Origin of the sequence: Paenibacillus sp. oral taxon 786 str. D14, assembly GCF_000159955.1 — a bacterium.
In the GTDB taxonomy this organism is placed as follows: Bacteria; Bacillota; Bacilli; order Paenibacillales; family Paenibacillaceae; genus Fontibacillus; species Fontibacillus phoenicis.
This window is the reverse complement of sequence record NZ_GG695981.1, coordinates 39,461-63,451: the sequence shown is the minus strand read 5'-3', so window position 1 is coordinate 63,451 and position 23,991 is coordinate 39,461. Positions and strand designations below refer to the sequence as shown.

General features: G+C 52.2%; 20 protein-coding genes. 1 reads left to right on the top strand and 19 read right to left on the bottom strand.

Features of this window, described 5'->3' with window-relative positions:
• Window positions 1-18: 18 nt before the first annotated feature.
• From murD to POTG_RS14515, 19 genes are all read right to left on the bottom strand, one after another.
• Window positions 19-1,443 (bottom strand): UDP-N-acetylmuramoyl-L-alanine--D-glutamate ligase, encoded by a 1,425-nt coding sequence (gene murD / locus POTG_RS14605; RefSeq protein ID WP_036645666.1) that lies wholly within the window; start codon window positions 1,441-1,443, stop codon window positions 19-21.
• 5 nt (window positions 1,444-1,448) lie between these two features.
• On the bottom strand, window positions 1,449-2,414 hold the full coding sequence (gene mraY / locus POTG_RS14600; RefSeq protein WP_009225599.1) for a phospho-N-acetylmuramoyl-pentapeptide-transferase: 966 nt from the start codon (window positions 2,412-2,414) through the stop codon (window positions 1,449-1,451).
• A gap of 23 nt (window positions 2,415-2,437) precedes the next feature.
• Window positions 2,438-3,838, bottom strand: coding sequence for a UDP-N-acetylmuramoyl-tripeptide--D-alanyl-D-alanine ligase (locus POTG_RS14595; RefSeq protein ID WP_009225598.1), 1,401 nt, complete (start codon window positions 3,836-3,838; stop codon window positions 2,438-2,440).
• A complete protein-coding gene (locus tag POTG_RS14590; RefSeq protein WP_009225597.1) occupies window positions 3,835-5,325 on the bottom strand; it encodes a UDP-N-acetylmuramoyl-L-alanyl-D-glutamate--2,6-diaminopimelate ligase in 1,491 nt (496 codons plus the stop codon). Before POTG_RS14590 ends, POTG_RS14595 begins: the two co-directional genes overlap by 4 nt.
• Before the next feature lie 86 nt (window positions 5,326-5,411).
• On the bottom strand, window positions 5,412-7,376 hold the full coding sequence (locus POTG_RS14585; RefSeq protein WP_009225596.1) for a stage V sporulation protein D: 1,965 nt from the start codon (window positions 7,374-7,376) through the stop codon (window positions 5,412-5,414).
• An 83-nt stretch (window positions 7,377-7,459) separates the two neighbouring features.
• Window positions 7,460-9,706, bottom strand: a complete 2,247-nt coding sequence (locus POTG_RS14580) for a penicillin-binding transpeptidase domain-containing protein (protein ID WP_009225595.1) — start codon at window positions 9,704-9,706, stop codon at window positions 7,460-7,462.
• A gap of 19 nt (window positions 9,707-9,725) precedes the next feature.
• Window positions 9,726-10,124, bottom strand: a complete 399-nt coding sequence (locus POTG_RS14575) for a hypothetical protein (RefSeq protein WP_009225594.1) — start codon at window positions 10,122-10,124, stop codon at window positions 9,726-9,728.
• Window positions 10,125-11,099: a 16S rRNA (cytosine(1402)-N(4))-methyltransferase RsmH gene (rsmH, locus tag POTG_RS14570; RefSeq protein WP_009225593.1), complete on the bottom strand. Its 975-nt coding sequence runs from the start codon at window positions 11,097-11,099 to the stop codon at window positions 10,125-10,127.
• A 53-nt stretch (window positions 11,100-11,152) separates the two neighbouring features.
• Complete coding sequence (mraZ, locus tag POTG_RS14565) at window positions 11,153-11,590, bottom strand: division/cell wall cluster transcriptional repressor MraZ (protein WP_009225592.1); 438 nt, start codon at window positions 11,588-11,590, stop codon at window positions 11,153-11,155.
• A gap of 535 nt (window positions 11,591-12,125) precedes the next feature.
• The gene (locus POTG_RS14560; RefSeq protein ID WP_009225591.1) at window positions 12,126-13,394 is read right to left on the bottom strand and encodes an adenosylhomocysteinase; all 1,269 of its coding nucleotides are present in this window, start codon (window positions 13,392-13,394) and stop codon (window positions 12,126-12,128) included.
• A gap of 12 nt (window positions 13,395-13,406) precedes the next feature.
• A complete protein-coding gene (gene bshC / locus POTG_RS14555; RefSeq protein ID WP_009225590.1) occupies window positions 13,407-15,044 on the bottom strand; it encodes a bacillithiol biosynthesis cysteine-adding enzyme BshC in 1,638 nt (545 codons plus the stop codon).
• Window positions 15,045-15,219: 175 nt separating this feature from the next.
• Window positions 15,220-16,161, bottom strand: coding sequence for an ABC transporter ATP-binding protein (locus tag POTG_RS14550; RefSeq protein WP_036645611.1), 942 nt, complete (start codon window positions 16,159-16,161; stop codon window positions 15,220-15,222).
• On the bottom strand, window positions 16,158-17,153 hold the full coding sequence (locus tag POTG_RS14545) for an ABC transporter ATP-binding protein (protein ID WP_036645609.1): 996 nt from the start codon (window positions 17,151-17,153) through the stop codon (window positions 16,158-16,160). The genes POTG_RS14550 and POTG_RS14545 overlap by 4 nt, the downstream gene beginning before the upstream one ends.
• An 11-nt stretch (window positions 17,154-17,164) precedes the next feature.
• Window positions 17,165-18,127 carry an ABC transporter permease gene (locus POTG_RS14540; protein ID WP_009225587.1) on the bottom strand — a complete coding sequence of 321 codons (963 nt, stop codon included), beginning with the start codon at window positions 18,125-18,127 and terminating at the stop codon, window positions 17,165-17,167.
• A 5-nt stretch (window positions 18,128-18,132) separates the two neighbouring features.
• The gene (locus POTG_RS14535) at window positions 18,133-19,065 is read right to left on the bottom strand and encodes an ABC transporter permease (RefSeq protein WP_009225586.1); all 933 of its coding nucleotides are present in this window, start codon (window positions 19,063-19,065) and stop codon (window positions 18,133-18,135) included.
• A 186-nt stretch (window positions 19,066-19,251) separates the two neighbouring features.
• Complete coding sequence (locus tag POTG_RS14530) at window positions 19,252-20,967, bottom strand: peptide ABC transporter substrate-binding protein (RefSeq protein ID WP_036645607.1); 1,716 nt, start codon at window positions 20,965-20,967, stop codon at window positions 19,252-19,254.
• A 225-nt stretch (window positions 20,968-21,192) separates the two neighbouring features.
• Complete coding sequence (locus tag POTG_RS14525; protein ID WP_009225584.1) at window positions 21,193-21,576, bottom strand: DUF3397 domain-containing protein; 384 nt, start codon at window positions 21,574-21,576, stop codon at window positions 21,193-21,195.
• An 81-nt stretch (window positions 21,577-21,657) separates the two neighbouring features.
• Window positions 21,658-22,587: a ketopantoate reductase family protein gene (locus POTG_RS14520; RefSeq protein ID WP_009225583.1), complete on the bottom strand. Its 930-nt coding sequence runs from the start codon at window positions 22,585-22,587 to the stop codon at window positions 21,658-21,660.
• Window positions 22,588-22,692: 105 nt separating this feature from the next.
• Window positions 22,693-23,346, bottom strand: coding sequence for an RsfA family transcriptional regulator (locus POTG_RS14515; protein ID WP_009225582.1), 654 nt, complete (start codon window positions 23,344-23,346; stop codon window positions 22,693-22,695).
• A 345-nt stretch (window positions 23,347-23,691) separates the two neighbouring features.
• Between POTG_RS14515 and POTG_RS14510 the strand changes: the two genes are divergently transcribed.
• The gene (locus tag POTG_RS14510; RefSeq protein ID WP_009225581.1) at window positions 23,692-23,928 is read left to right on the top strand and encodes a DUF2626 domain-containing protein; all 237 of its coding nucleotides are present in this window, start codon (window positions 23,692-23,694) and stop codon (window positions 23,926-23,928) included.
• Window positions 23,929-23,991: the final 63 nt, after the last annotated feature.

The window sequence follows — 23,991 nt, the reverse complement described above, 5'->3', positions numbered from 1 at the left end:
GCTTTTCCACCCCCCTACTTAAAGGGTATGCACCGCCTCTTTAAAAATGCGTCCACGCTCCTCATAGGAAGGGAACATATCCCAGCTGGCACAGGCTGGCGAGAGCAGAACGATATCTCCCGGCTCCGCCAGGCTTGCAGCCTCCTTCAGCGCAGCACGCAGCGTATCTGCGGCGCTGTCCACAGTATCGACCAGCACGATGTGCGATAGACCCGCCAGCTCAGCGACTCTAGCAATTTTTTCTTTCGTTTGCCCCATCGCCACAACGGCTTTCACCTTCTCTTTGAAAACCGGCAGCAGCTCCATATAATCCGAGCCGCGGTCCAAACCGCCGGCGATCAGCACGATGGGTGCCTGCAGCGCGCCGAGGGCCATGACCGTCGCTTTGGAATTGGTCGCTTTGGAGTTGTTATAGTAAACGACGCCTTGCTTCTCGTCCACATACTCCAAACGATGCTCCACACCGTGGAACGTTCGCAGTGGCTCCGCAAGCGCTTCTGGTGCGGCACCCGCCGCAATCGCCGCCGCAACCGCCGCCAGCGCGTTCTCGATGTTAAAGCGGCCCGGCAAGGCGATGTCGGCAATGTCGATGATGACACGCACCTCGCCATCAGCCCCCCGATACATGATGCGGCGGGCCAGCCCGTCTTCAACGTCCGGAATGTATGCCGGCTCGACGTAAACACCCTCCGACTGCAACTCCTCGGTCATGGAGAAAGGGATCAGCTTCGCTTTTATGTAAGGCACAAGCTCCCGGCACACGGGGTCGTCCCAATTGAGGACGGCGCGGTCCGTTTCCCGTTGATTCGCAAACAGCTTGGCTTTCGACGAGATGTAATCATCCATTGTCCCATGATAATCCAGGTGCGTCTCCGCCACGTTCAGCAAGCAGGCTACCTCCGGGCGGAACGCCCGGGTCCCCTTCAGCTGAAAGCTGCTGAGCTCGGCGACCAGCCAATTGCCTTCATCCGCCTCCTCAGCGGCCTCGCACAGCGGGATGCCGATATTGCCAGCGACAATCGGTCTCATGCCGGCAGCCTCCAGCATGTTGCCGATCCACGTTGTCGTGGTCGTTTTACCGTTGGATCCGGTGATCCCGAGAATGGGAGCCGGGCTGATCAAATAAGCGACCTCCACCTCCGTCACAACCTCGATGCCAAGCTCAATCGCCCTGGCCACGGGAGGCGCGGTATACGGGATTCCGGGGTTTTTAACGACCAGCGAAACGCCCTCATGAATGAGATCGTCCGGGTGACCTCCGCATACAACAGAAATTCCCAAAGCCTCCAATTCGGATGCTTCGGGACACTGTTCTCGTTCTTTTTTATCGTTGACCGTGATGACGGCGCCATAATGATGCAGGGTTTTGGCGACCTGAACGCCGCTTCTCGCCAAACCGAGAACGACAACCTGACGTCCCCGGTATTCTTCTGGATGATTCATCTTCATTACAACCCCTTGTTCAAGTAAAGTCCTATGACCGCCAGCACCAGTCCAACCGCCCAGAAGGTGACGTCAACGCGCCATTCCGACCATCCGGACAACTCGAAATGATGGTGAATCGGGCTCATTTTAAATACCCGTTTGCCGCATGTCTTAAACGAAATGACCTGGATGACGACGGACAACATTTCGATGACGAAAATTCCGCCGATGACCAGGAACAACAGCTCGGTTTTGGTGACGATCGCAATCGCTCCAATCGCCCCGCCGATGCCCAGCGAACCGGTATCGCCCATGAACACCTTGGCCGGATGAGCGTTAAATACCAGAAAGCCCAGCACGGCACCGATCATGGCTGCCGCACAAACCGCGGCAGGAAGCGAAGTCACCTGCATGGCGATCACCGCAAACGCCCCCAGTGCAATCGCGCTGACGCCAGACAGCAAGCCGTCCACGCCATCGGTAAAATTCACGGCGTTGGTCACCGCCATCATCATAATGACGATAAACGGATAATAGAACCACGGGCCCCAGTCAAACGCAATGTCCGTCCCCGGGATAACGATCGCTGTGCTATGGCCCTCCGAGATGAGCAAGGCACACATGATTCCGGCGAACAGCAGCTGTCCAATCAATTTCTGTCTGGGTGTGAGACCCAAAGACCGATTAAATACAATTTTGATATAGTCGTCGAGAAATCCGACCAGTCCAAAGCCAAGCGTGGCGACCAGAAGCACGTAGAAGTCGGTATTCACAACGGAAAATTTCAAGAAAGCTAACGTAAACGCCAATAGGATAATGATGCCGCCCATCGTTGGCGTTCCCGCCTTTTTCAAATGGCTTTGCGGCCCTTCGCCGCGGATTTGCTGGCCGAATTTGAGTCTTCTCAGCAGCGGAATGATCAGCGGAGCCGAGATGACCTCCAGAATAAAAGATACGCCGATCGTTAGCAAGATAAGTCCAAAATCCATGGGATCCCCCCCTTTCGCCGGTATTAGTGTGTCAGCTCGCTAGTTTTGATCGCTTCGACGACTTCTTCGAGTTTCATGCCTCGGGAAGCCTTAACCAAGACGACGTCCTGCGGATGCAGCAACGAAACCAGCTTGCGGATCAGTTCAGACTTATCAGTATATGCATGAATGAAATTCGGGTCCAACTGTTTCTTCGCCCCTTCGGCGATGTGGCGGGAAAGCGGACCGCAGGTGAACAGCTGATCCACCGTACCTGGTGTCAACATCTCCCCGATTTCGCGATGGTAATCTGCCTCGGAATCGCCCAGCTCCAGCATATCGCCGAGCACGGCGATTTTCTTCCGATACCCTTTCATATGCTCCAAAACGCCAAGGGCCGCTTTCATCGAAGTGGGGCTGGCGTTGTACGCGTCGTTCAGGATCGTAATGCCGCTCCGTCCGGTAATAACCTCAATCCGCATTCCGGTCAGCTCCACTTTGCTGAAGCCCTCGCGGATCGCTGCTTCGCCCACCCCGTAATGACGGGCAACCGTGATCGCCGCAAGCGCATTGGATACGTTATGCTCGCCGAGAAGCGGCAGTTCCAGCGGATCGCCTTCACTGCCATGCGGCGTAAACAACGTTTGATGGTCCGTAAACAGGATCCCCGTGGGATACTGGTCATTCTCCGGACGCAGCCCAAACGTTGCCGTTTGCAGTCCTTCCGGCTTCACCGTAGACGGCTCGGCCAACACTTTAGGGATGAGAGGTTCGTCCCCATTGTAGATGAACAGTCCTCCCGGCTTCATGCCCGCTAGAATTTCCAGCTTGGCTCTTGCGATCTCTTCCCGCGAACCCAGCTGCAGCAAGTGGGATTCGCCAATGTTGGTGACAACCGCCGTTTCCGGTTCACCGATCTTCGAAAGCAGTTCGATTTCCCCACGGCCGCTCATCCCCATCTCCAGTACGGCGATTTCCGTATCTTCCGGCATGGCCAAGATCGTTAACGGAAGGCCGATATGGTTGTTGAAATTCCCTTTGGTTTTATGCACTTTATAAGTCGTAGACAAAAGAGCGTAAACCAAGTCTTTGGTCGTCGTTTTCCCGTTGCTTCCGGTGATCCCGACGACTTTAGCTCCGGTTTCGGTCAAGTATGATTTGGCCAGCGCCTGCAGCGCAATTAGCGTATCGTCCACGAGTACGGCCGGGCCTGGCGGCGTTCCCTTCGAGAGTGCCCACAGGCAAGCGCCTGCTCCCGCCTGCAGGCAGTCCGAGGCGAAATCATGGCCGTCGAACCGTTCTCCCGCCAGCGGCACAAACAGGCAGCCTTTCGTTATTTGCCGGGAGTCCGTCACAACGCCTTGCACCACGATGCCGGCATCGCCCGCTTCCCGAATCTGTCCGCCGCACATCGCGGCAATTTCCGCTAAGTTTCTTTTGATCACTTTGCCAAACCCCTTATCGCTTCTTTTGCAACGATTCGATCGTCAAAATCGAGCACCTTGGAGCCTATCAATTGATAGGTCTCATGGCCTTTCCCCGCAATCAATACTACATCCTCACGGCTTGCCATTTCAATAGCCTTCCCGATGGCCTCGCGGCGGTCGACGATCAGCTCATAACGCGCCTGATCCACGCCGTCCTCAACGAGTCCCTGTTCGATGTCCCGTAAGATGGCTTGCGGGTCTTCCGTGCGAGGATTATCAGAGGTCACCAGTACGTAATCTGCATACTTCGCGGCGATTTGGCCCATAATCGGACGTTTCTTCCGGTCCCGATCCCCGCCGCAGCCGAAGACGCAAATCACTCGGCCTTTCGCGAATTCATTCACCGTCCGCAGCACATTCTCCAATCCGTCCGGGGTATGGGCGTAATCCACAATCACGGCGAAATCCTGACCTTCATCCACCGCTTCCACCCGGCCCTCAACGCCTTTCACCGATTCCAGGCTGGCCTTGATCTGCTCTAGCGGTATGCCTTCCAAGAGCGTCGCCGAGATGGCTGCCAGCGCGTTGTACACATTAAACTTCCCTACCATCCGCAAGGAGATATCTGCGCTCCCGCGGAACGTATCCACGTGGAAGGACGTCCCCCGTGCGGTAATCGAGATGTTTGAGGCTCTAACGTCGGCATCTTGCTCCACGCCATACGTAATCACCTCAGCCGCCGTCTGCTTGGCAAAATAAGCGCTCGCCGGGTCGTCAACATTCAGCACGGCATAGCTGCGCTCCTCTGGATTTTCCGCATACGTATTGCCCAGTCGGGAGAAAAACAATCCTTTGGCCCAGCGGTATTCGTCCATGGTCTTATGATAATCCAGATGATCCTGGGTCAAGTTCGTAAAAACGGCCGTCCGGAAGCGGGTTCCTTTCACGCGCCCTTGCGCCAGCGCATGAGAGGACACTTCCATTACACAATACTCACCGCCGCCTTCAGCCATGTCATGCAAATATTGCTGCAGCTCCAGCGACTCCGGCGTTGTCCCGGACATCGGATACGTCTGCCCGGCGAACCGGCGTTGGATCGTGCCGATCAATCCCGTTTCCCTGCCTTGATCTTGCAAAATCCGCTCGATCAGATAAGTGGTGGTCGTCTTGCCGTTCGTGCCGGTCACGCCGATGACTTTCAGCCGCGAGCTTGGCGCGCCGAAGAATACGCCTCCGAGCACAGCCATCGCCTGCCGGCTGTCCTTGACTTTAAGCTGCGGCAAGGCAACATCGTCCAGCCACCGTTCTACTACAAGTGCCGCGGCACCTTGTTCTTCCGCCTGCCGGGCATAATCGTGACCATCCACCGTATGGCCGGGAAGGCAAATAAATAGATCCCCCGGCTGTACCTTGCGCGAATCGATCGCAATCCCCGTACAGGACGTTTCCCCATCCCCTCGTATCTGCGATGTCATAAAATACGTTGCTAGTTTCTTAAGCAGCATAGGTTACCCCTCCGTCTTTCAACTGCGTGTTGTACCGCTACACACTCATACTATATTATCACCAAATTTAACTAAGTTCAGGATTATTATTCACTTGTGATCGAGTTATGATCATGCTGTTGCTCTGCCTCCGCTTCTGTCCCCATGTAGATGCGGATCGTCGATCCTTTCTCTACCCGGGCCCCCGCTTTCGGAGCTTGGTTGATCACCACATTGCCGGTGCCGGATCTCGCCAGGTTGAAGTTCATGTTCAAATCCTCGTAGATTTCCTGGGTCGTGTGGCCGATCAGATCAGGTACCGTTACGATTGGCGTCTCTCCGTATTTATACTTCTTGTTGACCTGCTGCTCGCGAGGCGGAACCTTCATATATTCCAGTGCATCCTCCATGATGTTGCGTACGATCGGCGCGGCCACCACGCCGCCGAATTGAATGCCTTGCGGGTTATCCACCGCCGTGTATACGACGATTTGCGGGTCGTCTGCCGGAGCGAAGCCGATAAACGAAACGATATGTTCATTTTGCGAGTAACGCCCGTTCACAACCTTTTGCGCTGTCCCGGTTTTGCCGCCAACCCGATACCCGTCGATAAACGCGTTCCCGCCGGTTCCGTTAGCGACGACGCTTTCCAGCGCCATGCGGATCTGCTTGGAGGTCTCTTCCGAAATGACCTGCCGCACCAGCTGCGGCTTGTTCTCCGAAACCACCTCGCCCGTCTCCGGATTCGTCCACGCTTTGGCTACATAAGGTTTATACAGCTTGCCGCCGTTGATCGCCGCGGATACCGCCGTAATCTGCTGGATCGGAGTCACCGAAACGCCTTGACCAAACGAGGTCGTCGCCAGTTCCACCGGCCCTACTTGCGAGAGCTTAAACAGAATCCCGTTCTCTTCCCCGTTCAGGTCGATGCCGGTTTTGCTGCCGAAGCCGAAATTTTTGATGTATTGGAACAGCGTTTCTTTCCCCAGCCGTTGACCTAAGGCGACAAACCCGGGGTTGCAGGAGTTTTCTACGACCTGAAGGAACGTTTGGCTGCCGTGGCCGCCTTTCTTCCAGCAGCGCAGGGTTGCCCCGCCCACCTTGACGTAACCCGGATCAAAAAAACGCTCATTCAGCAAATCCACCTTTTTCTCTTCCAATGCCGCAGCCAATGTAATGATTTTGAAGGTGGAACCTGGTTCGTACGTCATCCAGATTGGTAAATTCCGGTTATACACTTCTGCATCATATTCTTGGTAGGCTTCCGGCTCATACCCCGGCCGGGCAGCCATGCCAAGGATTTCTCCCGTCTTCGGGTTCATCGCAATTGTCAGCGCTGAATCAGCCTGCAGCCGGTCCATCGCCTGATCCAACTCCCGCTCGATGATGCTCTGGATCGTCTTATCGATCGTCAGCGTCAGATTCAGGCCGTCCTTCGGCTCCACGTATTTCTCCGACGAACCTGGCATCAAGCGCCCGCCGGCATCGGACAAATAAGACACGCTTCCGTTCATGCCGCTGAGCAGGTTGTCGTATTTGCTTTCCACGCCGGTAAGGCCTTGGTTGTAGCCGCCGGTGAAGCCCAGGATATGTGCTGCCAATCCCCCGAAGGGGTAGTAGCGCTTATTGTCTTCGGCAACAACAATACCCGGAAGAGCCAAATCACGAATTTGCTGCGCTTTTTCCATCGTAATTTTGCGTCCGCCGGGTTGCAGCCTGACTATGGATTGTCTCTTGGTGATCGTCTTCAGTACCGATTCCTCGGTCATCCCAAGCAGCGGCGCCAGGCTCTTGGCCGTCTGCTCCGGATTTTTGATCTGCACCGGAATGGCCATCACCGTTGGCGTCGTAATATTATAAGCAAGCACCGTGCCGTTGCGGTCGCTGATTTCGCCGCGCTTCGCCGAATACGGGATGTTCCGGCGCCAGGAATCCTCCGCTTTGGCGGACAATTCAGCGCCTTTCCCGATTTGAACGTAGGCAAGACGCACGGCCAGCGCCGCAAACAGCAAACACAACACCATTAACAGCCAGAATAATCTTCGTCGTACAGTAAATCTGGATACTTTCACAGGTCGCCCCCCTTACCCATCCTGACATCATCATGATTGCACTCATCACATGACTATTCAGGACAACCAGGGGTTAGAACAAGCTATGGCGAGTCCGAGGTCTCCTTCTCTCCGGCATCGTTCCCTTGATCGCCGCTGGTTGAGGCATCCTCCACCTGCTCATCGTTGGACGAAGTTTCCTCCTTATCCGGCGGTTCCAGGGTAAGGATTACACGTCTGCCGCCGTTCTCGTTGACAACCTCCTGTGAGACGACGTAGCCTTCCCCATTCGCCGTAACCGGGATTTGAAGGACCGATAGTAACTCCAAGGCATCGCGCAGCGATTCGCCTTGCAGGTTTGGCACATTGATGTCCGATCCCTTCTCCGTAAGCAAGTAAACGAATTGCCCGGATTTGAGCGTCGTTCCCGCCTTCGGGAATTGGGAGATAATCGTATCCCCTTTCCCATATGTTGCATAGGAAATGCGACTTGCCGACAGTTTGTCCTTGGCTTGTTGAACTGGCAACCCGCCGACATCCGGAACTTTTGGTCCCGAAGCCGCTGTCTTCGAGGAGTTACCGGACGCGCTGCCTTCGATTTTTTTCGGAACTCCCATATACTGCAGCGTTTGATTTACGATCTGCTTAAACACCGGAGCGGCGGCGGCCCCCCCGCCCAGTTCCGAGTCCTTGGGTTCGTCGATCAAGACGATAACCGCGATCTTCGGATCATCCACCGGCGCATAGCCGATAAATGAAACGACCTGTTTCGTGTAATCATATTGGCCGTTAACTACCTTTACTGCAGTCCCCGTCTTACCGGCAACCCGATACCCTTCGATGTAGGCGTGACGTCCCGTCCCGATCTTTTGGTCCGAGACCACCTGCTCCAAATAAGTTCCAACTTCTTTCGCTTTGTCGGGAGAGATCACCTGCTGAAGCACTTTAGGTTTGGTTTCCACCGTCTCCCCGGTTTGCGGATCGGTGATGGACTTGACGATATGCGGCTCCATCAGCTTGCCGCCATTCGCGATGGCCGATACCGCCACAATTTGCTGCAACGGCGTCACAAGCAGCTTCCCGTGGCCGTATGACATCGCCGCAAAGTCAGCCTGCTGCACCGGATCCACGATCCCTTTGGATTCCCCCGGCAGCTCGATGCCCGTTTTTTTCCCGAATCCGAATTGATCGACGTACGTCTTCAGACGTTCCGGACCCAGCATCTCGTAACCCAGCTTGACGAAAGCGACGTTACTGGAGCGTTTCACGCCTTCCAGATACGTGATCTCGCCCCAGCCGGAACGCTTCAAGTCGTGAATCGTTTGCCCCGGCACCCGGATGCTGCCGGATTTGTATGTAGCATTTGGATTAAATAAGCCTTCCTGTACCGCCCCGGCCAAGGTCACGATTTTAAATGTGGAACCTGGCTCGTAAACGGATTTGATCGCGTGGTTATAGAAATTTTTCTGATCGACATCCGCCCAATATTCATTGGGGTTATAGGTCGGCATATTCGCCATGCCAAGGATTTCCATCGTCTTCGGATCGGCCGCAATCACCGTCATACTGATCGGCTGCAGCTGATCGTACGCTTCCTTCATCGCCTGCTCGATGTAGTACTGGATCGTGTAGTCAATCGTCAGCTTCAGGTTGTCTCCGTTCTTCGGCGGGTTATAAATTTCGCTGGCTTTCGGAATCTCAATTCCCCGGCCGTCCCGCTTGTACTCGAGCGAACCGTCAACGCCCTTGAGCTGCTCATCGAAGTAGGCTTCAATACCGGATACGGCTTTGCCTTCGCGGTCGATGTATCCCAAGACGTGGGAAGCCAAGCTTTGATTCGGATAATACCGCTTCTGATCCTTGATCAAGTAAATGCCGACGTCCTGCAGTTTGCTATGCTTTTCCTTCAGCTCGTCGATCAATGCCTGCACCTGATTCTTCAGGTCTTGATCAATCTTCCAGCCCTCGTTCCGAACCTCGCGTTGCGTATAGTACTCGCCGGACTCTTTTTTGGCACTGACGATTTTCCGGAGTTCACTTTCATCTTTACCGAGGACCTTGCCAAGCCCTTCAACTACCTCGTCCTGAAGGCCGTACTTGTTAATCAGTTCGGGATTGACGGCCACCGTGTAAGCCGGAGCATCCACCGCCAGGACATCGCCATTCCGATCCGTGATCGTTCCTCTCGTTGCGGGCAGCAACTTTTTGGTTGACCACAGCTCCTCCGCATGCGCCTGCCAAAAGTCCGCTTGCACGACCTGCAGCCAAAACGCTCTACCGATCAATACAGCAAAAAAGAGGGTAATACATCCCCCTATCAGCAGTGTTCGAAGCTTTATTCGCTTGATCATGGCAAAACCTCTTTAGACATTATTTCTTGGCCGTTTCAACGCCATCTGCCGGTACATTCACATGAAAGCCTTCTACCTCCGGCTGAACATAACCGAGCTCCTTCGCCTTCTCCGGAATTTGCTCCTCCAGCTTTTCCTTTTGAATGCTTAGTTCCTTCACTTCCGCGTTGATCGCTTGAATGTCCGTATTCAAATTAAACATTTGACGCTTAATGTTGTAAAGTGACACATTTTGCCATAACAACCCGCCCATCACGGCTACGCAAAAAATAACCGTCATCATATACAGCAACTTCTCACGAACCGGCAACGGCGAACGGCGGGTTACCACCTTCGTCGTTTCCCGATAACGCTGCGGTTGATAGCTGCGTTCCGCTTGCTTCTCCTTGACTGCCAGATTCCCACGCGTATAAGCCATTTACGATACCTCCACACCGGTTTGCAATTTCTCCGCCACGCGTAATTTCGCGGAACGGGCCCTCGGATTGTCAGCCAACTCCTGCTCCGACGGAACGATTGGTTTCCGGTTGATTAATTTAAGTGATCCTTTGCCGCCGCACACGCACATCGGAAAATCGGGCGGGCAAGTACATTTCTCCACATAGCTGGCAAAGATTTGCTTACAGATTCGGTCCTCCAACGAGTGGAAGGTGATGACCGAAACCCGTCCTTCCGGCGCCAAACAACGGATGGCCGCATGCAGCCCTTCTTCGAATGCGCCCAGCTCATCGTTAACCGCGATGCGCAATGCCTGAAAGCTGCGCTTGGCTGGGTGGCCCCCCGTACGCCTTGCAGCCGCCGGGATGCCCTCCTTGATCAGCTCGACGAGCTGCCCCGTCGTTTCGATCGGCTCCTGTGCTCGCCGGTCTGCAATGACCTTGGCGATCCACCTGGAAAATTTCTCCTCGCCGTATTGGAACAAAATACGAGCAATTTCGCGTTCCGGCCACGTATTTACGATCTCCCGAGCCGTCAATGCGGCCGATTGATCCATCCGCATATCGAGCGGCGCGTCCGCGTTATAGCTAAACCCCCGCTCCCCTTCGTCAAACTGAGGGGAGGAAACACCGAGGTCGAACAATACGCCGTCCACCTGGGGAACCCCGTTTAGCTGCGGCACCCCTTCGATCTCCCGCAGTTTTTGCTCGATGTAGCGGAAATTGCTTTTTACCAAAGTTAACTTGTCCGCATAGGCTGCGAGCCGCTCCTTGGCATTGTCCAGCGCCCAGTCGTCCTGGTCGAAAGCGATCAGCCTTCCCCCTGGACCTAGCTTGGATAAGATGACGGAGCTGTGGCCGCCGCCTCCCAGCGTACAATCCACATAAATGCCGTCCGGCTTGATGCGCAGCCCTTCTGTCGCTTCTTCTTTGAGTACCGTGATGTGATGAAACAAGACTTACGCCCCCAAACCTGAATTCATTTGACTAGCTTAAAGAATAACTCCTTCTAAAGATCGAAGTTGAAATCCACCAGCTTCTCAGCAATTTCGTTAAACGTATCTTCCGACTGCTGGAAGTATTGCTCCCACGTGTCTTTGCTCCAAATTTCCACGCGATTCGACACGCCTAAAACAACGCAATCCTTCTCCAGCTTGGCATACTGCCGTAAATTACTTGGCAAGTTTACCCTTCCCTGTTTATCCCATTCACATTCGGTTGCACCCGAGAAAAAGAAGCGGGTAAACGCACGGGCGTCGGATTTCATCAGTGGCAAAGCCTTCAGCTTCTGTTCCAGCACTTCCCATTCCTGCATCGGATAAACGAAAAGACACTGGTCCAAGCCGCGGGTAACCACGAAAGAGCTGCCGAGGAGTTCACGAAACTTAGCCGGAATAATAATCCGGCCTTTATCGTCAATGCTATGTTGGAACTCCCCCATAAACATTGGTGACTCACTCCTTACCTCTTTCCCCCACTTTGCACCACTTTACACCACTGTGATATGTAACTATTCCACACTGAACGAGAAAATCCTTCTCTGGTTCAAAATTTTTTTGACAGGCGGTTGGTGGGAAGGAGGTATTACTTTAGGGCTGCAACCGCGGTTGACGCTTCGTTCGGCGCTAAATAAGCAGCAAAAAGGACTATCCCGGCAGATTTGATCTGCCTCAGATAGTCCTTTATTGGTGTGTTAACAGTAAAAAGTACCTTTATTTTATTGAACAATCCGCAGTTTCAGCGAATTAACAGGATTTTGTACCGTTATTTTCGGTGAAATCACCCGACTTCGCCCAATCCGGCAAAATTAGCGGTAGGATTTACCGTTAATCATCGTCTAGCGGCGGATAAGTAACAATTAGCGGTACGATTTACCGTTAATTATCGTCTCCCGGCGAACACGCATCAATTTACAGCGGCCGTAGCGTTTCACCGTAACGCCTGTCCACCGGCGATCGAGCTGTAATCACCGCTGCGACGAATTAATGCTCCTGCCAGCTATCCAGGTAAGCGCGTTGCTCAGCGGACAGCGTATCGATGTTCACGCCGAGGCTTTCCAGTTTGAAGCGGGCCACTTGCTCGTCCAGCTCATAAGGGACGTTAACAACCGTTTTCCCGATTTCCTGATAACGGTCATTCACGTATTTCAAGGACAACGCCTGCAGCGCAAACGTCATGTCCATGATTTCGGCCGGATGTCCGTCGCCGGCGGCCAAGTTCACCAGACGGCCTTCGGCGAGCAGGTACATTTTGCGTCCGTCCTTCAACTGATATTCCTCAATGTTCTTGCGCACGGTGCGAACCGAAACCGAACGCTCCGCAAGCTCAGGCTTGTTGACTTCCACGTCGAAGTGGCCGGCATTGGACAGAATCGCGCCGTCCTTCATCACATCATAATGCTCGCCGCGAATCACGTCGCGGTTGCCGGTCACAGTGACGAAGAAATCGCCGATCTTCGCCGCTTCCAGCATCGGCATCACTTGGAAGCCGTCCATCACGGCTTCCACCGCTTTGATCGCGTCAACTTCGGTAACAACGACGTTAGCGCCAAGGCCTTTGGCCCGCATCGCCACGCCTTTGCCGCACCAGCCGTAGCCGACAACCACGACGGTTTTCCCAGCAACGACCAGATTCGTCGTCCGGTTAATTCCGTCCCACACCGATTGGCCGGTGCCGTAGCGGTTGTCGAACAAGTATTTGCAATAAGCATCATTTACTGCAACCATTGGGAATTTCAGCTGGCCTTCCTTGTCCATCGCTTTCAGGCGCAAAATCCCGGTGGTCGTCTCTTCAGCGCCGCCCCGCACATTCTCCAGCAAATCCTGACGTTCCGAGTGCAAGATCGTAACCAAATCACCGCCATCGTCGATGATAAGATCCGGCTTCGTCTCCAGCGCTTTAATTAACAACGCCTTATATTCTTCCGGTTCAGGATTATATTTGGCATAAACGGTGATGCCATCTTCAACGAGTGCAGCACAAACATCGTCCTGCGTCGACAGCGGATTGCTGCCGGTAATCGTCACTTCCGCCCCACCGGCTTGGATAACTTTAGCCAAGTAGGCCGTTTTGGCTTCCAAATGAAGCGAGATGGTCACTTTCAGTCCTTTAAAAGGCTGCTCCGCCTCAAATTGCTTCCGAATCCGGTTCAGCACCGGCATGTGGGCTTCCACCCAATCGATCTTCAAATGCCCCTCCGGCGCAAGCTTCAAGTCGGTAATGATGCTGTTCTGAATCGCTAACGAACTCATAAATGTCTCCTCCTATAAATAGATGATTCGATGTTTGCCAGTTAACTCATAAGGGATATTCATCAGGCCTTCGATCCAATCCGTCCCATATCGATTTAATGCATCAAAGAGATTGTAAACTCTCTCCTGCGGCTTGCTTAGAGGGAATAGCGAGAGTTGAATCCGGTCGAAATGGCGTAAGCCGGTCTCATGAATTTTCTCCAACGCATCCTTCGCCTTGCCGCGCAAATACTCGATTTGGCCGATGATCTTGTCTCGGTTCACCGCCCCGAGTCTGGACAAATCGCTTTGAACTCCTGCCAGCTCCTCAATGAGCGGATTGTATAGCTCTCCAAACGCAGCGATGACCTCATCAAACCGCTTGTCGACCGGCATCCGCTCCTGCGCCGCAAGCCAAGCTCCACGTCTGCGGCGGAAGCCTTCGGCATCCTTCACATCATCCCAGCTGAGCTGATATTTCTGCATATACTTTTGCACGGTTCGATCTACCACCGTAAAAGCTTCCCGTGCCAGCAGCAGTGGCATTTTCAGCCCAAGCTTATGAAACGCCTTGCGCGTCAGCCCCCAGTAAGCAATTTCGCCGGGGCCGAGAACCGAGCCAAGGACGGGAAGCAAACTGTCCTGCATCAAGGGGCGAGTTAACACATTATTGCTGAACCGCTCCGGATGCTCCCGCAGCTCGGCGAGCAGCTCGTCAGCCGTAAAGGAGACTTTGCCCTTGCGGTCTTCGAAGCGCCCTTCCTGTTTAAACAACAGCAGCCGTTCATGTTCATTAATATAGAACAAATTCGCTCCATTTTCGGCCACTTCAGCCGAAGGTTCAAATCCCAAGCCCGCCAAATCCCGTACCGTTTCGTGGTAAGCCGATTCCAGCTCATCATTGCGGCGAATCATTTGCTCAAACACCGGTACTTCCAGCCGGCGCAACTCAGGATCTGACGAGTCCAGCAGCACCAGTCCGTATTTTCCAAATAAAGCTCCCATCAGCTTGGCAAAAGCGGCCGTCAAGTTATCCGCATCCGCTGACGAGCTTCGTGCCAAGTCCAGGAGCGCCGCCTTATGCTCGCTGTCGGGCAACAGCTGCTCCAGCTCTGAAATGGCCTTGTCCCACGCCTCGGACGTCACCTTCGTGAAGCTGACCGGCAGCCGGTCCATGCTGCCGCGGTGCATGCGAATCCGACGCACCTGTAAATCCGGCGCCAACACATAGGTGTGATTGACCTCATCCCAGTCGTGATCCTCGCCGGCAATCCAGAACACCGGCACCACCGGACGATTTAACCGGGCCGAAGCGGCCTTCGCCGCTTTGAGGATGGTCACGGCTTTATAGATCACGAGCAGCGGCCCGGTGAATAACCCGCTTTGCTGCCCGCCGACAATCACCGCCGTCCCCGGCTGCTCGAGTTGATCGATCGCCTGTTCAACGGCCGGGGACGGGTTATATTGTCTGTTATATTCACGAAGTCGGGCAGCGACTGCCTTCCGACTTATGCGCGTATGCTCTGATTGATCAAGCCATGCGACTCGTTCAGCCCAGCTGTTGGCCTCCGCCGGGTCGCTCTCATACAATTGCTGAACCGTAGCAAACTGATTGACGTATACTTCAGCCAGCGGCCCCACAAATGAAAGTTGCTCTTGAACGACATTCATCAGTTTGCGTCCTCCTGTCTGCATCAAAACCTTCCTTGATTGTAACGGATGTCCTACCGCTCCGTCAAAGAAATCCTTACTTTTGCTAAACCTCTAACTTTCCGTAATGATCAGGCGCAAAAAAAAAAAAACTCCCGCAACCGTCATGAACGGCTGCGGGAGTTCGCAGAATCGATCAACCTTTTTTCGGCATGGAGACGAAATGTCCTTTAGACACTTCAACCAGCTCGGAGTTCTCCAAGTCGTACAAACCTCCGCTGGCAACCCCTTCTTTGCCGATTGGACCGCTGGTGGTATCCTCCAGAACAATCCGTTTCTTGTTAGCTTCAATTTCCGGATCCGGGATCGGAATCGCGGACAGGAGCGTTTTCGTATAAGGGTGCATCGGGTTGGCATACAACTCTTCGCTGTCTGCCAGCTCCACGATCCGGCCCAGATACATCACGGCCACACGGTCACTGATATGCTTCACCATGGACAAGTCGTGCGCGATAAACAGATACGTTAATCCGAGACGGTCCTGAAGATCCTCAAGCAGGTTGACAACCTGTGCCTGAATGGATACGTCCAGCGCCGAAATCGGTTCGTCACAGATGATGAACTTCGGATTCACCGCCAGCGCACGGGCAATCCCGATCCGTTGGCGCTGACCGCCGGAGAATTCGTGCGGATAACGGGTTGCATGGTCCGGGTTCAAACCAACCATATCCAGCAATTCTTCAACCCGTTTCTTGCGTTCTGCTTTAGATCCGGCCAAACCGTGAATATCCAGCGCTTCCCCGATGATATCCGTAACGGTAAACCGCGGATTCAGCGATGCATACGGATCCTGGAAGATCATCTGCATGTCGCGGCGCATCGCTTTCATTTTCTTCGGCGGCAATTTGCTGATGTCCACGCCGTTGAAGCGAACGCTGCCAGCCGTCGGCTCGTACAAACGAAGAATCGTACGGCCCGCGGTCGATTTACCGCAGCCCGATTCGCCAACGAGGCCAAGCGTTTCGCCTTCGGCAATCGAGAAGCTGATGTCGTTGACCGCCTTCAGTACGTTACCGCCGCCAACGTTAAAGTATTTTTTCAAGCCTTCAACTTCAATTAGAGTTTTGCCTTTGCTCATGACGACTGTACCTCCTTGGCCATCGGATGAAGATCCCAGCAGCGGGCTGTATGCGTTTCGCTAAATACAGTCGCGCCTGGGTCGATGCGTTCGCAAATCTTCATCGCTTGGTCGCAACGAGCGGCGAATGGGCAACCAATCGGCGGCTTGATCAAATCCGGCGGTGTACCGATAATCGGAATCAGCGGTTCGCCCTTCTTCTGATCCAAACGCGGCATCGAACGCAGCAAACCTTTGGTGTATGGATGCTGCGGGTTTTTGAAGATCTCCCACTTCGTTCCGGTCTCCACCACTTCACCGGCATACATGACGATGACGCGATCACACATGCCGGCTACGACGCCAAGGTCATGGGTGATCAAAATGATGGAGGTGCCCAGCCGGGATTGCATCTCTTTCATGACGTCCATGATTTGAGCCTGAATCGTCACGTCGAGCGCCGTTGTTGGTTCGTCAGCGATCAACAGCGCAGGCCGGCAGGCAAGTGCGATGGCGATCATGGCGCGTTGCCGCATCCCCCCGGAGAATTCGTGTGGATATTGGTTAAAGCGGGCTTCTGCATTTTTGATGCCTACAAGCTTAAGCATCTCGATAGCCTGTTTCTTCGCTTCGCCCGCTGACATTTTCTGATGTTTGATTAATACTTCAGTGATTTGTCGGCCTACTTTGATCGTAGGATTCAAGGAGGTCATCGGGTCCTGAAATATCATGCCAATATCTTTCCCGCGGATCGATTCCATTTGCTTGTCGCTTTTCTTCAAAAGGTCTTGCCCTTGGAAAATAATTTCACCTTGCTTAATGATGGAAGGAGGAGACGGAATCAGGCGCATAATCGTTTGGGCCGTGACGCTCTTGCCGCTGCCGGATTCGCCGACGATCGCAACCGTTTCACCTTTCCCCACTTCAAAGTTCATGCCGCGGACGGCCTTCACTTCTCCACCTTTGACTTGGAAGGAAACATGCAAATCTTTAACTTGTAAAATCGGCTCCATCATTCCACCTCCTACTTCTTCAGTTTAGGGTCAAGCGCATCGCGAAGACCGTCACCAAAAATATTAAACGCCAGCATGATGATACTGATCAAAATGGCTGGGAACAGCATCCGCCACGGGTAATACAACCAGCCGGTCAAGGCATCATTGATCATCGAACCGAGCGAAGCAACCGGAGCTTGAACGCCCAAGCCAAGGAAGCTAAGGAACGCTTCGGCGAAAATCGCGTTAGGTACAGACAATGTCACCGTAACGATGATAGGTCCAACCGCATTTGGCAACAGGTGGCGGAACAACAAGCGTCCGTGGCCTGCGCCCATCGAACGGGAAGCCAACACGTATTCGCGGTTCTTCAACTGCATAATTTCACCGCGGACAATCCACGACATGTTAATCCAGCCGGTAATTGTTAAAGCAAGGATAATCGTTCCCAAGCTCGGCTCCATCACGACCAGCAACAGAATCGTAACGAGCAGATAAGGGATGGAGTACAAAATCTCTGAAAACTTACTCATAATTTCATCGACGCGGCCGCCAAAGTAACCCATGATTCCGCCGTAAATGACGCCAATCAAAAGGTCGATACACGCTGCCGCCAGACCAACGATCAGGGAAATGCGCGCCCCCATCCAAGTTCGGATAAACATATCGCGGCCAAGGTCGTCCGTACCAAACCAGTGCGTGGCCGATGGCGCTTTGTTCGTATTTAAAAGGTCGTTTGAATAATAGTTGTAGCCGTAGATTTTACCGACGATAACCGGAGCGATAATCGCAGCCAACGTTACCAGCGCCAAGAAGATCAAAGCCGTCATCGCCAGCTTATTGCTGCGCAATCTTTGCCATGCATCTCGCCAAGCTGAGATACTTTCGCGTTGAATGACTTCGGCTTCTTTCTCGTCCGCGCCGATTTTGCGGAAATCGTCCGCCGTCAGGTCGACCGGAGTCGGCATCACTTTGATTGGATTCGTATCCATGCGCATTATCCCTCCTTCCCTTTCGAAAGCTTAATTCTCGGATCCACTAGCACGTAGAGGATGTCCGTGATAAACCGGGCCAACATCAGCAATACGCCGTAAAAAATCGTAATCCCCATAATCAGCGGATAATCGCGGACGCTGATCGCTTGCACGAACTGTTTTCCGATACCGCCAATCCCGAAGAGCTGCTCGATAACCACAGAACCGGTTACGATGTTTGCCGTCATCGGTCCCATATAGGTGATTACCGGCATAATCCCGTTACGGATCACGTGACGGAACAGAATTGCCATCCAGCCCAGGCCTTTCGCCTTAGCCGTTTTGATGTAATCTGCATGCAATACTTCCAGCATGCTTGAACGGGTCAAACGGGCGATAAACGCGATCGGCTGCGCCGTGAGGGCCGCTACCGGCAACACATAATACATCGGACCTTTAAAGCCCATCGTCGGCAGCCAGTGCAGCTTCGAAGCAAATACGTACTGCAGCAAAGAAGCCACGACGAAGCTAGGTACCGCGATGCCCAGCACCGCTAACACCATCGCCACATTGTCGATCAATTTGCGATGATACAGCGCTGCCAACATACCAAGCAGTACCCCAAGGACTAACGCGACGATAATCGCAACAATCCCCAGCTTCAAAGACGCCGAAAACGTTTGACTAATGATGTGAGATACATCCTGGTTGATCTGCTTCATGGAAATTCCCAAATCGCCCTGAGCAATTTCACCCAAATATTTCAGATATTGCTGGTAAACGGGCTTATCGAGTCCTAACTGTTCTATAAGACGCTCCTTAATTGCCGGAGGCACCTGTTTCTCGGAAGTAAGCGGATTCCCCGGAATCGCCTTCATCAGGAAAAAGGTAGCTGAGATCAAAATAAACAGCGAAATTAACATGTAAAAAAACTTACTGGCAATATAGCGCACCATGCCCGTTCACACCTCCTTCTTTTAAATTTCGACACATATCGATTTTAGGTGAAAAGAAACACTTTGTCTATTCCATATATTTGTATAAGGACGCAATGCTTGGAAGAAGAGGGCACACAAAAAAAACGGGATATATATGGAACACCCACATATATATCCCGAGATTTCTATGCGATTAACAATGACTTATTTACGATCATCCGTAATATAAGCGCGGCTGTAATCGATCGCACCGCTGTAGTCGAGAACTACACCTTTCAACCACGGTTTCGTAGCCGAAACGTTCGTGTAGTAGTAGATCGGCATCAAGACTTGGTTGTCCTTGATCAGGATTTCTTCGGCTTTTGCGAAGTTCGCGTCACGAAGTGCCATATCTTCGCTATTTTTCGCTTCTTTGATCAGCTTGTCGTATTCTTCGTTCGAGAAGCCGGTGTCGTTGTTACCGCCACCTGTTACCCACATATCCAGGAATGTCATCGGATCGTTGTAGTCTGCACTCCAACCAGCACGAGCTACTTGGTAGTTCAGGTTTTGACGGTTTTCGATGAATACGGCCCATTCTTGGTTTTCCGTTTTCACGTCAACGCCCAGGTTTTTCTTCCACATATCCGCAACTGCCAAAGCGATTTTCTTGTGCCCTTCACTGGAGTTGTAAGTCAATGTGATCTCAGGCAATTTCGTATAGCCTTCTTCTTTCATACCTTGTTCCAGAAGCTTCTTCGCTTCTTCCACGTTTTCTGTGAAGTAGTCGTCTTTGTGTTCATTACGATATTCGTCATTCAGACCTTTGATACCCGGAGGTACGAAGCCGAATGCCGGAACTTGACCACCCAGCGTTACGTTGTCAACGATCGCTTGACGATCGATAGCCATCGCAAACGCTTTGCGGATATTCACGTTATCAAACGGTTTAGCCGTTACGTTAAATTCATAGTAGTACGTACTTGCAATCCCTTTGATCTCCAATTCGTCTTTCAATTGATCTTTCAGGATCGGAATTTGGTCGGTTGGGATTTCGCCGTTAGGCGCACCTGCGCGATCCAATTCGTTGTTTTGGTAAGAAGCCAACTCAGTTGCGCCGCTGTTAACCAGAGACATGGTGATTTTGTTCAGCTTGATGTTAGCTTTATCCCAATAGTTTTCGTTCTTCGTTACTTCGATCGATTGGCCTTTCACCCAGTTGGTCAGCGTGAACGCGCCGTTAACGATCATTTTGCTTTGGTCAACCGCCCATTTCGGATCATCCTTAACGGATTGGTGAACCGGATAGAACGTATAGAAGGAAGTCAGACCAAGGAAGTAAGGAGTTGGAGCAACCAGTTCCACTTCCAGCGTATAGTCGTCAACTGCTTTTACGCCGACTTGGCTGAAATCCGTGATGGTTCCTTCGTTATATTCTTGAGCATTTTTCAGGTAGTACAATTGATAAGCATAAGGTGCAGCCGGATCTGTGTTCGGGCTCAGGACACGTTCCCAAGCGAATACGAAATCGTTCGCCGTAACAGGGTCGCCATTGCTCCATTTAGCGTCTTTACGCAGGTGGAACGTATATTTCGTCCCGTCGATGTCCCAGCTTTCAGCTGCAGCGGGGATAACTTGACCAGATTCGTCCTGGCGTGTAAGACCTTCGTACATCAACTTCAGAACGGTGTTAGCTTGGCTGTCTTGAGCTTGAGCCGGGTCGAAAGTTGGTGGCTCGGCGCTCAGGTTAATTCTCAGCGTTTGATCTGCGGCCAACTTCTCTCCGCCGCTGTTGCCACTGTCGGAAGCTGTATTGCCTCCATTCGCTGCGCCATTATTAGCAGCGCCATTGTTTCCGTTGTTCGAACCGCATGCGGCTAGCAATGTGCCGACTGCAAGAACGAGCGTCAGAAGAAGCAAAAGACTCTTACTCTTCTTCATCTAGCAATATCCCCCTTAAAATGGTTTGGTATATGTTTTTAGATTATACAACCAGCGGTCAAAAAAATCCAACATAAAATTCAAGATTTTTCGCGTTAATTGCTAAAATTCGCGCTAGACTTTAACAAAATAGTCCAATATACAATATTGACATTTGATTTTCTTAACAATTAACCAAGAATGTCATCCCTTTATTCGGTATTGGGAAGGCAACCCTAGTTTGACCTAAGCGGCGGTGATATATGTAATAAAGCTGATTAAAAACAATAAAACGTATGCTAATCCGGTTGCCGCAAACGCCAAACGCCACACCACACGCAGCAGCTTGCGGGCGTCGACCCTTCCCTTCAGGCGAGTCTGCGCCCCGCCAATCAATCCGCTAACAACCAATAGAATTAATACGATCAGATAGAAGCCAAAGGTCGAATGGAACACATTATTAAACAACGCAGAGACCGACAAGATCAGAAACAGCGTCGTTACGTCCATGGCCAGCTTCAGCGCTCTTTTCTTATCCCGCTTGACATAATAATGAATGAAATAAACGAGCCCAAATGGAATGACCGGTATCATAGCCAACACGATAAAGGAAGAGACCAACGCTTCCAAAGCCTCACCTCCGCATCAATTTTGGTTATAGAAAAAATCAATTCAAAAAGTAAGTAACTATATTTTTATATCCATGTCAGCTTACAAAGCACGAACCAACCGCCACACCATCTCGTGTCCGGGAACCGGAATTCCCTTGCGGCGCGCCATCTCAACCAATTTCCCATTAATATGATCGATTTCCGTCGGCATCCCCTGCTGCACATCCTTCAGCATCGAGGAGACATTGGAAGCGGTCGACCGGCATACCGCTGCGATTTGATCGAACATGTCGTCATCGTAAGGAATCCCGTAAGCCTCATAAATGCGTAAGCCTTCATCGCAAAGTTGCCGGAGCAGGCGAACCCGTTCGTCGTTCTCCAGCAGTTGGCCGTTATTCAGCCGCCATATCGCCGTTAATGGGTTGATCACCGCATTAATCAGCAGCTTCCTGTAGATTTCTCTCCCGATGTCTTTCGACAAAAGGGCGGTAAATCCTGCCTTCTCCAGTATTTTCACGAAACTTTCTGCGTTTGACTCAAGATTTGCCCCATCTCCGTTCGCACCAATCTGCGTGGTTCCCTGACCGGCCCTTTTCACGCTGCATTCATCCATCCGTTTGGCCCCTTCCGTCGTAATCGCCGTATAAAGCGGAACCCCTGGCAATGCTTTGCCGATCAGCTCTAGGTGCCCTATGCCATTTTGAAAGCATACGACCTTCGTCTCTGTCTCCGCCATCTGACTGAGAAAAGACAGCAAACCGGCATCGATATGCCATTGTTTGATGGTTAACAACATCCATTCAGCCGTTTCGCCCTCTCTGCCGCTTTTTCCCACAGGGAAGGCTTCGAGCCGCTGCCTCCCCACAACGGTTGTGCTCCCGTCCGCTTCAGTAACGCGGATCCCTTCTTTATTTAGCTTAGCGGCTTGCTCAGGGGTTCTTGTCCAAAAACGCACCGGCACGCCGGATGCCGCCAGCTTCCCGCCAAACAACAGCCCGAGTGCACCGGCGCCGATAATATCTATTTTCATGATGAAACTCCACGTCCTTTCCTTTCAACTAATCCCTTTATACCAAACTCCCCCTGACAACACAAAAATCTCGCCAGAATGGCGAGATTTTGCGATAGTTTTCAGTTATTCGATCCGTTCTAAGTTCCCGTTTGCGTCCATCTTGAATCTGGATTTGTTTTCTTCGTCTTCTTCATTTAAGAAAGCTAAGCGTCTAGCACGGTCCATAATCTGAATTAACGCCTTATAATCGTCGTTCACAACCCGGTAATCGGTCTGCACCTCATTGACCTGTGCCGACAGCTTCTCGTTCTCCTCGCGAAGCTTAGCAATCTCCTCTTCTTTCTCTTTAAGCTCTTTCTCCAGCGTTTTGATTTGGCGATTCGTTTCCTGAATCGTGTTTTTCCATCCGCGTAAGAAGCGGATCACAGCGTCGATCGAAATCGTCTCCTCCGACACCCCATCTCCGCGATAACCGTTGTCGTCCATATCGACGGACGTAAGCGAGGCCATGCCGGAACCGGCCGTTAGCGAGTTTTGCTTTTTCATATAATTTCGCTTCTGTCTTTGTGCTTTCGCGATGCTGATGGCCGCTTCATACTTCTTGCGAACGCAGCTGTTCCATCGGAAACCGCAGGCCGCCGCCGTTCTGCCTATCCGTTCTCCGACCTCTTCGAAAGCGTTTAATTGGGTGCTGCCCTCCCGTATATGCCGAAGGGTAACCTCGGCCAGAATCAAATCATCTTCTGGGCTCCATGCATCTTGTCTCACAGCTGTCATGCTATAAAAACCTCCTAACGACATCCTAATCTAACCGTCATCCAACCGGCGGTCTCCGGCAGGCGTAAGGGTAAAATGCTTCTTACTCCATTTCTATGCCTCTCATAGAGTTCATAGAATCTATTTGATACTAAAATGTATTTCCAAAATCCAGCTCCTCCATACATGACGTTTCACGAAATGAATAACAAGAGCAGGCGCCGCCAACACTACTGTTAGGTTTGTCACAACAACACCTGCGTAATTTGGCTAAATCATGACTTTTCGTTTACACTTTTCAGCCTAACGGGTATAATGGGGAAAGGAATGGAAGCTCGTTGATACATAAGAAAGGGGGATTACCTCGTGGCACGCATGTTCCGCGTCCTTGGCTTCTTCACATTGGCTATTGGGCTTATGGCCTTTGCGGGCGATCTGACGGAAATGGCTTTGCTGTTCTTCTTGCAAACCGCCTTTTTCGTGCTTTTCGGCTATCTGAAGCTTACCGAGAGAACCTATATCCTGCTGTTCTGGGGATATATGATCGTCGCATTTACCGGTTTCAGCTACTGGACGGTCTTCAAAATGGGTTTACCCCTCTAATCCCAAATCACATAAGTGTTTCAAGAAGGCGTTTCAGCTTTGAGCTGGAACGCCTTTTTTCGT